Annotated in this window: 14 protein-coding genes; 4 read left to right on the top strand and 10 right to left on the bottom strand. The window is 73.4% G+C overall.

Annotation, left to right across the window (positions count from 1 at the left end):
* Positions 1-36: 36 nt before the first annotated feature.
* The gene (locus ACVHNB_RS38395) at positions 37-2475 is read right to left on the bottom strand and encodes a helicase-associated domain-containing protein (protein ID WP_456226945.1); all 2439 of its coding nucleotides are present in this window, start codon (positions 2473-2475) and stop codon (positions 37-39) included.
* 156 nt (positions 2476-2631) lie between these two features.
* Here ACVHNB_RS38395 and ACVHNB_RS38390 point away from each other — a divergent pair, with 156 nt between their 5' ends.
* Positions 2632-3705, top strand: coding sequence for a hypothetical protein (locus ACVHNB_RS38390; protein WP_428953974.1), 1074 nt, complete (start codon positions 2632-2634; stop codon positions 3703-3705).
* An 81-nt stretch (positions 3706-3786) separates the two neighbouring features.
* On the opposite strand, the gene ACVHNB_RS38385 is transcribed toward ACVHNB_RS38390, so the two are convergent.
* The 4 genes from ACVHNB_RS38385 to ACVHNB_RS38370 form a co-directional block, all read right to left on the bottom strand.
* Positions 3787-4764 (bottom strand): ABC transporter substrate-binding protein, encoded by a 978-nt coding sequence (locus ACVHNB_RS38385; RefSeq protein ID WP_456226944.1) that lies wholly within the window; start codon positions 4762-4764, stop codon positions 3787-3789.
* A gap of 322 nt (positions 4765-5086) precedes the next feature.
* Positions 5087-5881: an ABC transporter ATP-binding protein gene (locus ACVHNB_RS38380; RefSeq protein ID WP_428953976.1), complete on the bottom strand. Its 795-nt coding sequence runs from the start codon at positions 5879-5881 to the stop codon at positions 5087-5089.
* Positions 5878-6948, bottom strand: a complete 1071-nt coding sequence (locus tag ACVHNB_RS38375; protein ID WP_456226943.1) for a FecCD family ABC transporter permease — start codon at positions 6946-6948, stop codon at positions 5878-5880. The genes ACVHNB_RS38380 and ACVHNB_RS38375 overlap by 4 nt, the downstream gene beginning before the upstream one ends.
* Complete coding sequence (locus ACVHNB_RS38370) at positions 6945-7949, bottom strand: FecCD family ABC transporter permease (RefSeq protein ID WP_456226942.1); 1005 nt, start codon at positions 7947-7949, stop codon at positions 6945-6947. Before ACVHNB_RS38370 ends, ACVHNB_RS38375 begins: the two co-directional genes overlap by 4 nt.
* A gap of 74 nt (positions 7950-8023) precedes the next feature.
* On the opposite strand from ACVHNB_RS38370, the gene ACVHNB_RS38365 reads away from it, so the two are divergent.
* Positions 8024-8689: an HAD family hydrolase gene (locus tag ACVHNB_RS38365; protein WP_428953979.1), complete on the top strand. Its 666-nt coding sequence runs from the start codon at positions 8024-8026 to the stop codon at positions 8687-8689.
* Here ACVHNB_RS38365 and ACVHNB_RS38360 read toward each other — a convergent pair.
* Entirely contained in the window at positions 8662-8919 is a 258-nt protein-coding gene (locus tag ACVHNB_RS38360) for a hypothetical protein (protein ID WP_428953980.1), read from the bottom strand. The genes ACVHNB_RS38365 and ACVHNB_RS38360 overlap by 28 nt on opposite strands.
* Positions 8920-9072: 153 nt before the next feature.
* Here ACVHNB_RS38360 and ACVHNB_RS38355 point away from each other — a divergent pair, with 153 nt between their 5' ends.
* Positions 9073-9456, top strand: a complete 384-nt coding sequence (locus ACVHNB_RS38355) for a cold-shock protein (protein ID WP_338697769.1) — start codon at positions 9073-9075, stop codon at positions 9454-9456.
* 12 nt (positions 9457-9468) lie between these two features.
* Here the strand turns inward: ACVHNB_RS38355 and ACVHNB_RS38350 are convergent, their stop codons facing one another.
* From ACVHNB_RS38350 to ACVHNB_RS38335, 4 genes are all read right to left on the bottom strand, one after another.
* A complete protein-coding gene (locus tag ACVHNB_RS38350) occupies positions 9469-10323 on the bottom strand; it encodes a 1,4-dihydroxy-6-naphthoate synthase (RefSeq protein WP_428953981.1) in 855 nt (284 codons plus the stop codon).
* Complete coding sequence (locus ACVHNB_RS38345) at positions 10320-11012, bottom strand: futalosine hydrolase (protein ID WP_456226941.1); 693 nt, start codon at positions 11010-11012, stop codon at positions 10320-10322. Before ACVHNB_RS38345 ends, ACVHNB_RS38350 begins: the two co-directional genes overlap by 4 nt.
* Positions 10982-11458 (bottom strand): DUF2771 domain-containing protein, encoded by a 477-nt coding sequence (locus ACVHNB_RS38340; protein ID WP_428953983.1) that lies wholly within the window; start codon positions 11456-11458, stop codon positions 10982-10984. Before ACVHNB_RS38340 ends, ACVHNB_RS38345 begins: the two co-directional genes overlap by 31 nt.
* Before the next feature lie 345 nt (positions 11459-11803).
* Positions 11804-13144 (bottom strand): MFS transporter, encoded by a 1341-nt coding sequence (locus ACVHNB_RS38335; RefSeq protein WP_428957632.1) that lies wholly within the window; start codon positions 13142-13144, stop codon positions 11804-11806.
* Positions 13145-13524: 380 nt separating this feature from the next.
* Here ACVHNB_RS38335 and ACVHNB_RS38330 point away from each other — a divergent pair, with 380 nt between their 5' ends.
* A complete protein-coding gene (locus tag ACVHNB_RS38330) occupies positions 13525-14451 on the top strand; it encodes a DUF3027 domain-containing protein (protein WP_456226940.1) in 927 nt (308 codons plus the stop codon).
* The last annotated feature ends 152 nt before the right edge of the window (positions 14452-14603 follow it).

Here is a 14603-nt window from a genome sequence, read left to right as displayed (position 1 = left end):
GTGCGCGGAGTGACTCAGGTCGCGTCCGCCGCTCCTCTACTGCTCGGAGAGCTCCGCCACGCCCGTCACCCGGTGCAGCGGATACGTCCGCACCTCGTCGGCCGTGTGGTCGTACGCCGTCACGAAGCCGCCCTCGACGCGGATGGGGGCGATGACGCGCTGGCTGGCGGCGCCCTCCGCGTTCACGTAACCGATCCACAGGGTGTCGCCGGTGAGTACCGCGGCCTGCATCGTGGCGAGGGTCTCGGCGGCCGCCGTGCGGGGCAGTTCGCCGCCGCCGGGGTGGGCGGGCGCCGTTCTGCGCGGGGTCGTCGCCGCCATGTCGCCCGCCCGGATCGCCCGGATCGCGGCGTCGAGGAGCGTGCCGTCGGGCAGCGGCGGCCCGTCCGGGACCGGCTCCGGAGCCGTGCGCGGCGGGGTGCGGTGCGCATGGGCGCGGGTGATCAGGACATCGCCCTCGGGCGTCTCCGCGGCCGGCGCGAACCCCATCGAGCGCAGGCCCTCCAGGAGCGTGCCCGGGTCCACCTGGGCCGCGAGGACCGTCGGCGCGAGCCGGCGAAGCCGCAGCGGCGCCGCCCGCCTGTCCGCGAGGATCTCGCCCATCAGGGCGTCGTCGTCGCAGCGGACGTACGCGGAGGCCGCGCCGATCCGCAGATGGCCGTGGCGGCGGGCCACGTCGTCGATGAGGTAGGTCAGGGGCTGGGGGACCGGCGTGCGCGAGTGCTGGGTGAGGAAGGCGTGCAGGTCGGACGCGGTGCGGCCCGCGTCGAGCGCGCGCCGCACCGAGCCCGGCGTGAACCGGTACACCGTCGCGCCGCCCTTCGACTCGACGTCGGCCAGCACCGACAGGGCGTCCGCGAGCGGACGCTCCAGGGGGCCGGGGGCCACCGCCGTCAGGTCCGCCTGGAGCAGGACGTGGTCCAGGGGTTCCGGCAGCAGCGGGGCGATGAGCTTCTCCGCCTTCAGCGTCGCCGCGGCGCGCTCGGCAGGCGTCAGGTCCTGCACCGTGAGCAGCGCGCGGCCGTGCCCCGACAGCGCCCCGCGGCCCGTCAGCCCGAGCGACTCCGCCTCGGACAGGGTCCAGCGGGCCAGCCGCGTGCGCAGGTCCCGGGCGGCGGGCGAGGGCCGCTCCCAGGTCAGCCGGGCCACGACCGACTCCGGGTCGGGCGCCGTGCCCTCCGGCAGGTCCGACAGCAGCGTCAGGACCCGGTGGCGGACCTCGGGCGCCGCCGAGCGGTCCAGGTGCGGGCCCAGCGCCGACAGCGCCCGGTCCTTGCTGTCCCGGCCGCCGACCACGCCCGCCGTGCGCGTCGCCGCCAGCCACGCCGCCGCGAGCCGCGTCCACCGCTCGGCCGGCGGCCGCTCCAGCCACTCGTCGTACGCGGGCGTCGCCGCGTACCGCTCGTCGGCCTCGCCGTCCGACGCCAGCAGGCCCGCGGCGTAGGCGAGTTCGACCCAGAAGGCGGCCTGCGGCTCCGTCGTGTCGAGGGCCGCCGCCGTGCGCTTGAGGTCCCGCACGCTCAGGCCGCCCGCCCGCAGCACCGCGGGCCCGCCCTCGTCCCAGTCCTTCAGCAGCTCCTCGACCGTCGCGAGCGCCGTGTACGCCTGCGCCGCCGCCGCGGCGTCCACAACCTGTGGACGGTGCGGCGCCTTCTCCCGCACCTCGGGCGCCACGGGCTCCAGCTCGCGGTGCGCCCGGCCGCCGCGCAGGTGCAGCGCCGCCTCGCGCGGCAGCACCACCGTGCCGGGCGCGGTCGGCAGCAGCAGTCCGCGGTCGAGCAGCCAGCGCAGATGCGCCGCCGGCTGGGCCGTCACCTGCCCGTACGGCGGCCCCCACACCAGGCGGCTCAGTACGTCGATGGACTCGGCCGGCGCCTCGTCGAGGAGCGCCGACATGCGCGCGGGCGTGGTGAACAGCTCCGTGAGCGCCGCCACCGCCGACACCGGGTCGTGCGTCGACGCCAGCCCGGCCGCGGCGACGATCTCCTGCAGACGGGTCGGCGAGATCCCTGCCGTGGCCTCGGCGACCGTCGGGCCCAGCCCCGTGGGGGACGGGTGCTGCGGTCCCGGCGCCAGCAGCTCGCGGGCCGTACGGACGAGGCGGAGCTGGTCGTCCCCGCCCCACAGCAGGGCCTGCTCGCGCAGCGTCGCCACGGCGCCCGGCAGCGCCCGCTCCGCCTCCTCGCCCGGCAGCAGACCGAGCAGCGCCGCGTACGTCGCCGGTTCCGGGGCCACCGAGAGCGCCTGCGCCACCTGCTGCGTGAACCGGTCCAAGCGGTCCAGGGCGCGGACCACCGAGGCCCGCGTGCCGGCCCGGGTGGCCAGCTGGGTCAGGTCGTTCGGAACCGGGCCGAGCAGATCCGGGCGGGCCCGCAGGAGACGGGCCAGGGACGCGTCGTCCCGGGAGCGGAGGGCTTCCGCCAGGGAACGGGGGGCCGTGGTGGCCGCCGCCGGGGTCTGCTCGCTGGGGCTCATCTGACCCACGGTAGCGGGCGTTCTCCGGCTTCCGTCCTGCCTGCCGCCGTGCGTTGCCGGGTGGACGTTCTGTCGTGGCTGGTCGCGCAGTTCCCCGCGCCCCTCCGGGGCGCTGTACCGTCGGGGTGTCAACTGCGCCACCCCGGAGGGGACTTCGTGGGGATCGAGAGTGATCAGCTCGTCTTCGACTATCTGAGCCGGGTCGGAGACCTGGCCCAGCAGCGGCAGCTGCCGTCGGCGACCCGGATGCGGCTGGTGACGGAGCTGCGCGGCGAGATCGACCGGCGCCGCGCCCGGGTCACCGTCGACAGCCCGGCCGCCGTGCGCCGCATCCTGGACCGGCTCGGCAGCCCCGACCGGATAGTCAGCGGGGCCCAAGAGGGCGGGGCGGGCGGGGCCGCCGCCGACCCGGCGGCGCCGCTGACCCGGCCGTTGCCCGAGCAGCGCGCTCCCAAGGGCGGCGGGCTGCGGCGGATCGTGCCGCGGCCCCGGCGCGATCCCGCCCGTGACGAGCCCGCCCGCGACGACTCCGGCGCGCCGTCGCCGCCGCATCTCGCCGGGACCGATGAACTCGGGGCGTCCGGCGGGGAGGACGACTGGTGGCGGATCGGTGCCGGAGGAGCGGGGTCGCTCGCCGACACGGACACGGTGCCGGGGTTCGTGGGCGGCGTGGAGATCCCCGACATCCTCAAGCCGCCGCCGGGCTCGCCCCCGCGGTCCTCTTCGCGGGGCGGGGGGCCCGATCTGCGCAAGCCGTCCGGTCCTGGTGAGGCGGGGGCGGGTACGGGTGCGGGCGCGGGAGACGCGGAGGGTGACGGGAGCGGTGCCGAGGCCGAGGCGGGCCGGGGGCGGGGGGCGCGGCGGTTCGTGCCGCGGGTCGCCCCTGTCGCGGGCTGGACCAACCCCCTGCTGCTCCTCGCCGCCGTCGCCCTCGTCGCCGGTGCCGTTCTCGGCAACGTTCTCGCGCTGCTCATCGGCTGGGCCGTCGTCTATCTGTCCCGGCGGCTGACGATCGGGCAGAAGAAGTGGGCCGTGTTCGGTCTGCCGGGCCTCGCCGTGGTGGGCGGCATCGTCTGGCTGTGGGGACGCACGGAAGGGCGCTGGGGCGCGCCGATTCCCGACGGGCGGATGAGCGGGGCGCTCGGGGAGACCTGGCCGTGGGTGCTGCGCTGTGCCGCGATCGCCTCCGCGTTGTATCTGGTGTGGCGATCGCAGCGCAGCCGCATGTGAGGTGCGGTGGTGCGGGGGGCCGGTGCGCGTGCCGGTTAGGGGCGCCGGTCAGAGGTGCCGGTCAGAGGTGCCGGTGCGGGGTCAGTTCGGCAGGTCCGACCGGAGTTCCGCCAGGATCTTGTTCGCCGCCGTGTAGCCGATGCCCTGGATCCACAGCTCGTCGTCCACCTGGAACACCCTGTCGTCCCTGACCGCCCTGAGTCCCCGCCACAGGCCGCTCGTCGTGGTCTGCGTGACCTTCGCCTTGCCCGGATTGCCGTACGTCGACGTGAAGATGACGTCCGCGTCCGCCTTGTCGATCTGTTCCGGGCTGACGTCGTACGAGAACCCGTCCTTGGCCTTGTCGGTGATCGCCGGGCGGCCCAGACCGACGTCGGCCAGGATCGTGCCGATGTAGTTCTGCTTGCCGTAGATGCGGATGTCGGCGCCCTCGACGAAGCGGACCACGTTCACGTCCGTGGCGGCTGCCTTCGTCTTTCCGCCGAGTGCTTTCGTGACGGCCGCCGCGTGCGTCTCGTACTTCTTGATCACGATCCTGGCCTCGGCCTTTTTGCCGAGGGCGTCGGCGTGGGTGAGGAAGTTCTGCTTCCAGGGGTAGCCGGTCGACTCCGTGAGGACCGTGGGGGCGATGGCGCTGAGCTGCTGGTAACGCCCGCCGTCGCGGACCTTGTTACTGAGGATGAGGTCGGGCTTGAGGCCCGCGATCTTCTCCAGGTTGGCGTTCGCGATCTCGCCCACCTCGGTGATGCCGGTGGTCTGCGGCTTCGGGAGGTAGGAGAGGAAGGACTGTTCGGCGCCGGCGCGGGTGGCGCCCACGGGGTGGACGCCGAGGGTGATCGCCGAGTCGAGTTCGGCGGTGTCGAGGACGACCACGCGCTTCGGGGTGTTCTTGACCTTGACGTCGCCCATGGCGGTTCTGACGGTGTGCGTACCGGTGCCTGCGGCGCTGGAGGCGGAATCGGGCGAGCCGGAGTCGTTGGAGCTGCAGGCCGCTGTCAGGGTCAGGGCCAGGGCGAGGGTGCCTACGAGGGGGCCGCGGCGGGTGAGGGAGGCGCTCATGTGTTGCCTTTCGGTGCGGGGGCGTTCGTGGGCGGTGCGCTTTGAAGGGAGGGTGGCCGTCTGGGCTTCGGTTGGCGGCTTTCCGTTGTCTCCGACAGGTGTGTGGGTGGGTGCGGGGCCGCCCTGGGCATGTCCGTGCTCGCCATCTTGATGGCCTCGCCGGTTGCTTCGCGCTTCGTCACCGCGTGAGCTGTGCTGCGCGCACATACCCAGACCGGCCCCTCCCGTCTCGTACGCGAGTGCACCAATCAAGCCCCTCCGGCGATTGAGGAGCGGAGCCCCGGGGCTGGGGTGCAGCGCGGGGCGACCTAACGGCTGACCCTCAACCCGTGGCGCTCCAGGGGCGGCCCGGGACCACCAGGGGGGAACCCGTCACCGGGTCGGGGACCACTACGCAGTCCAGGCCGAAGACCTCCTTGACCAGATCCGCCGTGACGATCTCCGCCGGGGCTCCCTCGGCGACGATGCGGCCCTCCTTCATGGCGACCAGGTGGTCGGCGTAGCGGGCCGCCTGGTTCAGGTCGTGCAGGACGAGGGCGATGGTACGGCCCTTGTCGTGGTTCAACTGCCTTACCAGGTCGAGGACTTCGACCTGGTGCGAGATGTCCAGGAAGGTGGTGGGCTCGTCGAGGAGGAGGATGTCCGTCTCCTGGGCGAGGGCCATCGCGATCCAGACGCGCTGGCGCTGGCCGCCCGAGAGCTCGTCCACGTTGCGGTCCGCGAGGGTCGCGACGTCGGTGCGGCGCATCGCCTCGGTGACCGCCTTCTCGTCCGCGTCCGACCACTGCTGCCACCAGCTCTGGTGGGGCTGGCGGCCGCGTGACACGAGGTCGGCGACCGTGATCGCCTCGGGGGCCGTGGGCGACTGGGGGAGCAGGCCGATCTGCTGGGCGATCTTCTTGGTGGGCAGGTCCGTCAGGGCCTTGCCGTCCAGGAGGACCGAGCCGCCGGCCGGCTTGAGGAGGCGGCCGAGGGCCCGGAGGGTCGTCGACTTGCCGCAGGCGTTCGGGCCGACGATGACCGTGACGCGGCCGTCGGGCACCGTCAGGTCGAGGTCGTGCACGACGGTGCGGTCCTCGTAGGCGAGCGTCAGATCGCGGGCCGAGAGCCGGCTCATGCGGTGCCTCCGGAAGGGCGGACGGTGCGGCTGCGGACGATCAGCCAGATCAGGTACGGGGCGCCGACGGCCGCCGTGAGGACGCCGACCGGGAGTTCCGTGGGGGAGAAGAGGCGGCGCGCCAGGAGGTCGGCCACGACGATGATCACCGCCCCCAGGAGGGCCGAGCAGAGCAGCGGGATCTGTGCCGTGCGGGTCAGACGGCGGGCGATCTGGGGGGCAAGGAGCGCCACGAAGTCCACCGGGCCCGCCGCCCCGGTCGCCACGGACGCCAGGATCACGCCGAGTGCCACCAGGCCCAGGCGCACCCGGCCGAGCCGGATGCCGAGGGCCGTCGCCGTGTCGTCGTCCATCGTGACCGTGCGCTGCGCCCGTGCCGCCCAGGCGACGAACGGGGCCAGGATCAGCAGGATCCAGGCGAGCGGCTGGGCCTCCGGCCAGCCGCGGCCGTTGAGGGAGCCCGTCATCCAGATCTGGGCCTGCTGGGCGACCAGGTAGTCGCCCTTCGTCATGAACAGCGTGGTGATCGAGCGCAGGGCGATAGCGAAGCCGATGCCGATCAGGACGAAGCGGGTGGCGTGCAGGCCGCCGCGCCACGCGAAGACGTAGACCAGGGCCGCGGCGACGACTCCGCCGGCCACGGAGACGTAGGGGAGGAACGTGTACGAGGTGAGGCCGAACGTCATCGCCGCCACCGTCACCGCGCTCGCGCCCTGGCTGATGCCGATGATGTCCGGGCTGGCCAGGGGGTTGCGCGCCACCGTCTGGATGAGCGCCCCGGCCACGCCGAACGCCGCGCCGACCAGCAGGCCGACCACCATGCGGGGCTCCCGGAGGGTGCCCACGACGAGTTCGTCCGGCGACGGCTGCCCCGTGAGGACCTTGAAGACCTCGGCGGGGCTCGTGAACGTCTCGCCCACGCACAGGTACGCCACGCAGCTCGCGGCCAGCGCGATCGTCAGGATCGCCGCCACCGCCGCCGCCCTGCGGTGCAGGAGGAAGCGGGCCCGGCCCGCGCGGACGAGCGTGTAGCCGGACGGGCGGACACGGGTGAGTGTGGCGCTCATGCGGGTACCGCCTTCCTGCGGACGAGTGTGACGAGGAACGGGACGCCGATCAGTGCCGTCATCACGCCCGCGGGCACCTCGCTCGGCGGGAAGACCACCCGGCCGACCGTGTCGGAGACCAGCAGCATCACCGGGCCCGTGAGCGCCGCCATCGGCAGCAGCCAGCGGTGGTCCGAGCCGACCAGGGCGCGGGCGATGTGCGGGACGGCCAGGCCGATGAAGGCGATCGGGCCGGCCGCGGCGACGCCGACCCCGGTGAGGACCGTCGCGCCCAGGCCGCCGACGATCCGTACCGTCGCCACCCGCTGCCCGAGGCCCTTCGCCACGTCCTCGCCGAGCGCCAGCGCGTCCAGACCGCGGGCCACCGAGAGGACCAGCACCGTGCCGACGAGGAGGAACGGCCAGACCTGGCCGACCAGGTCCGCGTCGCGGCCGGAGAGCGAACCCACCTGCCAGAACCGGAACTCGTCGAGCGCCGAGGCCTTGGTGGTGAGGATCGCGGTCGTGACCGAGACCAGGAGCGCGTTGATCGCGGCGCCGCCCAGGGCCAGCTTCACGGGGGTCGCGCCGCCTCTGCCGCTGGACGCGATCGCGTAGACGGCGACCGAGGCGAGGCCCGCCCCGGCGAACGCGAACCACACGTAGCCGGTGAGGGTGTGGATGCCCAGGTACGCGAGGGCGAGGACCACGCCGACCGACGCGCCCTGGCTGATGCCGAGGATGCCCGGGTCGGCGATCGGGTTGCGGGTGATGCCCTGCAGGACCGTGCCGGCCAGCGCGAGGGCCGCGCCGACCATCAGGCCGATGACCGTACGCGGCAGCCGCAGACCTCGGATCACCTCGGCGGCGTCGCTGTGACCGCCGTGCAGCAGGGCGTCGAACACGGCGGACGGCGCGATCGCGCGTGCGCCCACCGCAAGGCTGAGCAGCACCGCGAGGGCCAGCGCCACGGCCGCGGCCACGATCGCGAGGACCCTGACGTCACGGCGTCTGACAGGCATGGGGCTCCGATGCATGGGCTTGGTAAGGCTTGGCTAAGTGCGAGCTGTGCGGGGTCATCGTATGCCGGGGCACAATGGCCCCCATGGCTGCCCTCATAGACACCGATCGCCCTGGACCCACCGGACCCACCGTCGGCTTCGACCTCGACATGACGCTGATCGACTCGCGTCCCGGTATCCGGGCGACCTGGGTGGCCCTGTCCGAGCAGACCGGCCTGTACGTCGACGCGGATCTGGTCGTCACGCGTCTGGGGCCGCCGCTCGTCGACGAGCTGGCCAACTGGTGCCCGCCGGAGCGGGTCCCGGCGATGGCCGATCTCTACCGTGAGATGTATCCCACATACGCCATCGAGCCCACCCTGCCCATGCCGGGCGTCCACGAGGCGATGGCCGCCGTGCGCGCCGCGGGCGGCCGCACGATGGTCGTCACCGCCAAGTACGAGCCGAACGCGAAGCTCCACCTCGACCACCTGGGCATCGACGCGGACGTCGTCGTCGGCAACCTGTGGGCCGAGGGCAAGGCGGAGGCGCTGCGCGAGCACGGCGCGAGCGTCTACGTCGGCGACCACATCGGCGACGTCCGCGGCGCGCGCACCGCGGACGCGTTCTCCGTCGGCGTCACGACCGGGCCCTGCGACGCCGACGAGCTGAAGGCGGCGGGCGCCGACGTGGTGCTGCCGGACCTGACCGCGTTCCCGGCCTGGCTGGAGAGCTACGTGGAGCGCGCCGCCCGGCGCTGAGCCGAGATGCCGCGGACCACGCCGGCCGCGGCCAGCAGAAAACCGACGCCCATCAGCATGCAGACCGCATAGGCGAGCGGCGGGAACGGGTCGGTGCCGAGAAACAGCGGGGCCACCGTGACGAGGGTGGCGATCGCCCCCACGATGAAGACGATGCCGCCCGCTTTCACGAGGCCGTCGCCGGGCCCCGCCTCGGTCGCCCGGGAATTGACTTGGGTTTTGTCGCGCACCCAGCCAGGGTAGTTCCCAGCCCGAAGGAACAATTCGGCGACGTCTTGTCAGCGGCCCCGGGACCCATAGTCTTGGGGGCGGCGGGTCGTACCACGACCCGCTGTACTGCTATCCAGAGCGTTTTCTTTCAGTGACGAGGACGAGGACTTCACGTGCCTACCGGCAAGGTCAAGTGGTTCAACAGCGAGAAGGGCTTCGGCTTCCTCTCCCGCGACGACGGCGGTGACGTCTTCGTGCATTCCTCCGTACTTCCCGCTGGTGTCGACGCCCTCAAGCCCGGCCAGCGCGTCGAGTTCGGGGTGGTCGCCGGCCAGCGCGGCGACCAGGCGCTCTCCGTCACGATCCTCGACCCGACCCCGTCCGTCGCCGCGGCGCAGCGCCGCAAGCCGGACGAACTGGCTTCCATCGTCCAGGACTTGACGACGCTGCTGGAGAACATCACGCCGATGCTGGAGCGCGGCCGCTACCCCGACAAGGCCGCCGGCGCGAAGATCGCCGGTCTGCTGCGCGCGGTGGCCGATCAGCTGGACGTCTGAGCCGCCGCCGTCCTACGGGAAGGCGAGGGCGTCCGGGGCGAGGGCCGGGACCAGGCCCTCGGCCGCCGCCCGGGTCAGCAGACCCCGGATCGCCGCGTAGCCGTCCTCGCCGAGGTCGGCGGTGAACTCGTTGACGTACAGCCCGATGTGCTGGTCGGCGACGGCCGGGTCCATCTCCTGGGCGTGCGCCATGACGTACGGGCGCGAGGCCTCCGGATCGTCCCAGGCCATCCGGACCGAGGTGCGGACGGCCTCCGCGTACGCCGTCAGCTTCTCGGCGCCCAGATCGCGCCGCGCGATGATCGCGCCGAGCGGGATCGGCAGGCCGGTCGTGGCCTCCCAGTGCTCGCCCATGTCGGCCAGCTTGTGCAGGCCGTAGTTCTGGTACGTGAAGCGGGCCTCGTGGATGACGAGCCCGGCGTCGATCTTCCCGTCGCGCACCGCGGGCATGATCTCGTGGAACGGCATGACGACGATCTCGCCGACGCCGCCGCCGGGGACCGTGTCCGCCGCCCACAGGCGGAACAGGAGGTACGCGGTCGAGGTCTCGCTCGGCACCGCGACCCGCTTGTCGGAGAGGTCCACGCCCGGCTCCCGGGTGAGGACCAGCGGGCCGCAGCCGCGGCCCAGCGCGCCGCCGCACGGCAGCAGCGCGTAGTCGTCGAGGACGTACGGCAGGACCGCGTAGCTGACCTTGAGGACGTCGTACGCGTCCTCGCGGCGCTCGGCGACGCCGTTGGTGATGTCGATGTCCGCGAAGGTCACGTCGAGCGCGGGGGCGCCGGGGACGCGGCCGTGGGCCCAGGCGTCGAAGACGAAGGTGTCGTTCGGGCAGGGCGAGAAGGCGATGCGCGTCGTGTCAGTCATGTGTTCTTCCAACTCTCCAGTACGGGCGCCGACTTCCTGAACGCGTCGGTGAGCGCGGCGAGCGCGTCACCGATGCGCCAGGCGGCGCGGTCGCGGGGCCCGACGGCGTTGGAGACGGCGCGTATCTCGGCCACGGGCACGTCGTGCGCGGCGGCGGCCTCGGCGACCCCGAATCCTTCCATCGCCTCGGCGACGGCGCCGGGGTGGCGCTGGGCGAGCAGCGCGGCGCGGTCGGCGGTGCCGGTCACCGTGGAGACGGTGAGCACGGTGCCGACGGTGGCGGAGGTGGCCGCGGCGAGGTCTCGTACGAGGGAAGCCGGCGGACGGTGGGTGACGGTGCCGAAGCCGAGTTCGGTGACCGGCAGGAAGCCCTCGGGGGTCTCGGCGCCGAGGTCGGCCACGGTGATCGCGTCGGCGATCAGGACCATGCCGGGCGGGGTGGCGAAACCGCCGCCGATGCCGGCGGAGACGACCAGTGTGTACGGGCGGCCGGTCAGTTCGGCCTTGGTGAGGGCCGTGGCGGTGCCGGCCGCGGCGGCCGCGGGGCCCACGCCCACGGCGACGACGTCGACCGCCGGGTGGGCGGGCAGTGCCCGCGCCACCGCGTCCCGTTCGGCCGGGACCGCGGTGGCGATCAGTACGCGGGTGCCGGTGTCCGTCAGGAGTCCTTCTTGAGCTTGAACGACCACAGGCCGTACGCCTTGGAGTCGCCGCCCTGCAGGATCGTCACGGTGGTGGAGCCGCCGGTGGCGCCGTACTGCTGGTTGAAGAACACGCTGCCCGGGACCGTGCGGTACGTCTTCTTGCTGGAGTCGGTCAGCGGCTGACCGTTCATCAGGATCGTCCAGCCCTTGTCCGCGATCTCCGGGTCGACGCCGATGCGGACCGTCTCGTCGGGGTCGACCTTGATGGACTTGGCGTCCTTGTCCTTCAGGCAGCCCTCGAGCGACGTCGGCTTGAGCGCCTTGCCGTCGTTGTAGCAGGAGGCCTCGGAGTTCACCGTGTCGCGGCCCACCGTGACGGTGGCCAGCGGGGTCGGCTTGTCGCAGGCGGAGAGGACGAGCAGTCCGGCGCCGACGGCACCGACGGCGGCCACGGTGCGCCTGTGGCGCACTACGAAACGCTGGGAGGTCATGGGCGAAGGCTATCGGGCGCCGCCGGTACGTCTCGGGGTGGGTGGTCCGTCGGCGTGGCCGGGGCGCCGGGGCGCTGCGCTCGCGTTGCCGGGTACGGGTCCGGCGGGGCTTCTCGCGCGGTTCCTCGCGTCCCCGGTCCCCGGTTGGCGGCTGACGGTGAGTGGGTGGTTGCTCGCGCAGTTCCCCGCGCCCCTGAGGCCTGCGGCTTCGCCGCGCCTCCATCAGGAGATGCGCCATCTCCGCCCTGAGATGGCGCACGAAGTGCGCATCTCAGGGGCGCGGGGAACTGCGCGACCAGCCACGACGGGACCCGCACCCGGCACCGCACGGAGACCCGGCAGGCGCTAAGCCACTCGCGTGCGCGCGGGCCCCCCTCGACGCGCGGCCCAGAGAAGACCCCGCACCGTCGACGCCCATCCCACCGCCACGATGCCCGCCGCCACCGAAAGCCCCAACGTCCCGTTCAACGGCAGCGCGATCCCGATCGCACCGCCCACCACCCACGCCATCTGCAACAGCGTCTCCGAGCGGGCGAACGCGGACGTCCGCACGGCCTCCGGCACGTCCCGCTGGATCGTCGCGTCCAGCGAAAGCTTCGCCAGGGCCTGGGCGAAACCGGCGACCGCCGCGAGACACGCCGTCATGAACGCCCCGAAGAAGATCGCGGAGGTGATCGCGGCGCCGAGCACCACGGCCACCACGGTCACGATGATGACCTCGGGCGCCCGCGCCTTCAGCCACGCCCCGACGGCCGTGCCCAGCGCGTTCCCCGCCCCGGCCGACACGCCCACCAGGCCGAGCGACATGGCCGCGCTCTGCCCGGTCAGCGGGTGCTCCCGCAGCAGGAACGCCAGGAAGAAGATCAGGAACCCGGACAGACAGCGCAGCGTGGCGTTCGCGGCGAGGGCGTGGGTGACCGCCGTGCCCACGGTGCGCAGGCCGGGCCTGCGCTGCTTCTTCACGGGGCCGTGCAGATGCGCCTCGTCGGCGGCGAGCAGGGCCTTGCTCTCGCCCTTGGCGGAGTCGACCTTGGGCGGCAGCGAGATCGACAGGAACATTCCCGCCATGAAGATCACGAAGGCGCCGTAGAGGGGCCAGCGCGGCCCGAGCAGCTGCAGGCCCGCGCCGACCGGCGCGGCGGCCCCGGTGGCGAGCAGACCGCCCAGGGTGACCCGGGAATTGGCTTTGACCAGGGAGAAGCGGGGTGGGAGCAGCCGCGGCACGACCGCCGAGCGGACGACTCCGTACGCCTTGGAGGCGACGAGGACGCCGAGCGCGGCCGGGTACAGCTCGATGCCGCCGCTCACCACCGCGCCCGACAGGACCAGCGCGAGCAGCGCCCGGGCCAGCATCGAACCGGCCATCGCGGCCCGCCGCCCGTGCGGCAGCCGGTCCAGGAGCGGGCCGATGACCGGGGCGAGGAGGGTGAAGGGCGCCATCGTGATGGCCAGGTACAGGGCGACCCGCCCGCGCGCCTCGTCCGTCGGCACGGAGAAGAAGACCGTCGAGGCGAGGGCGACGGTGATCATGACGTCGCCGGCGCCGTTCACCGCGTGGAGTTCGATGAGTTTTCCGAGGCCCGACTCGCCCGCGCCGTGCGCGTGGGTCACTTTTCGGATACCGCGCGCCGTGCCCGTGAACGGCAGGTGCAGGGCACGCCCGACCGAGCGGACGGCCCCGCGCACCGGGCCCGAACCGCTCTGTGCGTACGCCGACGCTCCCGTCGCACGCGACGAACCGGACGACGACCTTGCGGTAGCCACCCAGTCATAGTGCCCCTTGAACGGGCGTACTAGTGCCGATATGGGTACGCGGGTCGGCTTTCGCGTCAGGTGCGGCTCGTACGTCGGTGTGGGCGCGGGGCGCCGGACGAGGTAGCGTGCGTAGCGCGCCCGCGGCGGTTGTTATCGGCCGCGCGCCTCTCGGCCATCCCGCAGAATGGATGGCGTAGGTGCGCCCGGAACGTCGGGTGCGGACGTCGACGCGGCCCTCCGGTCCGCTCCGTCCGCGCTCCCGCACACAGGATGGCGCACTCGTGAGACGGCGTAGGAGAGAAGCGATACCTGTGAGCGCAGCGACAACGCGAAGCCGCACCCCTGACCGCCTGTGCGCCGAGGCGGTCGATCTCGCCCGGACCGCGGCCGAGGAGGCCGCCGCGCCCGGTGTGGTCGGCGAGCACGTCGAGACGGTGGTCGAGGGCGACCGCGTCGTCACGCACCTCTTCGAGTGCAAGGAGTTCGGCTACCGCGGCTGGCGCTGGGCCGTGACCGTGGCCCGGGCCTCGCGCGCCAAGTACGTCACCCTCGACGAGACGGTGCTCCTGCCGGGCCCGGACGCCCTGCTGGCCCCCGAGTGGGTGCCGTGGAGCGAGCGGCTGCGCCCCGGCGACCTGGGACCCGGCGATCTTCTGCCCACCGAGGCCGACGACCTCCGTCTGGAGCCGGGCTACTCCGGCGAGGACGCGCCGCCGCCGAACGCGCCGGTCTCCGAGGAGATGGCCGAGCTGGTCGAGGCCGAGGACGTCGAGGTGACCGAGGGGCCGGTCTCCGATCTGCCCGTCGTGCCGTCCCGCGGGTCGATCGCGGCGGTCGCGGAGGAGCTGGGCATGCGCCGGGCGCGCGTCCTGTCGCGCTACGGCCTGCACGTCGCGGCCGACCGCTGGGAGGAGTCCTTCGGCGCGAAGACCCCGATGGCGCAGGCGGCCCCGGCCACCTGTGTCTCGTGCGGGTTCCTCTCCCCGATCGGCGGCTCCCTCGGCCAGGCCTTCGGCGTGTGCGCGAACGAGTTCTCGCCGGCCGACGGGCGGGTCGTGTCCCTGTCGTACGGCTGCGGCGGCCATTCGGAGGCCGCGGTCATGCCGAAGCCTCCGCGGCCGGCCGCGCCCGTGATCGACGAGACCCTGGTCGATGCGCTTCCGCTCCGCTTGGAGCCGGATGCGGGGTCGGTCGGGGCTGCCCCGGCCGAGGGCGCGGACGATCTGGGTCACTCGTAGCCGCCCACTCGTCTGCCGGGTGACTGCTTCGTAGGCGGGTACCGGTTGCGTCGTGGCCGCTCGCGCAGTTCCCCGCGCGGCCAGCCCCCACCGGACCCGTACCCGGCGACGGTGCTCGCGAGGCAGATCCGTGGCCGCGATACCGTGCGGGC

The sequence above is a fragment of the Streptomyces sp. YJ-C3 genome (assembly GCF_053891275.1).
This window is presented reverse-complemented; position numbering and strand designations above follow the sequence as displayed.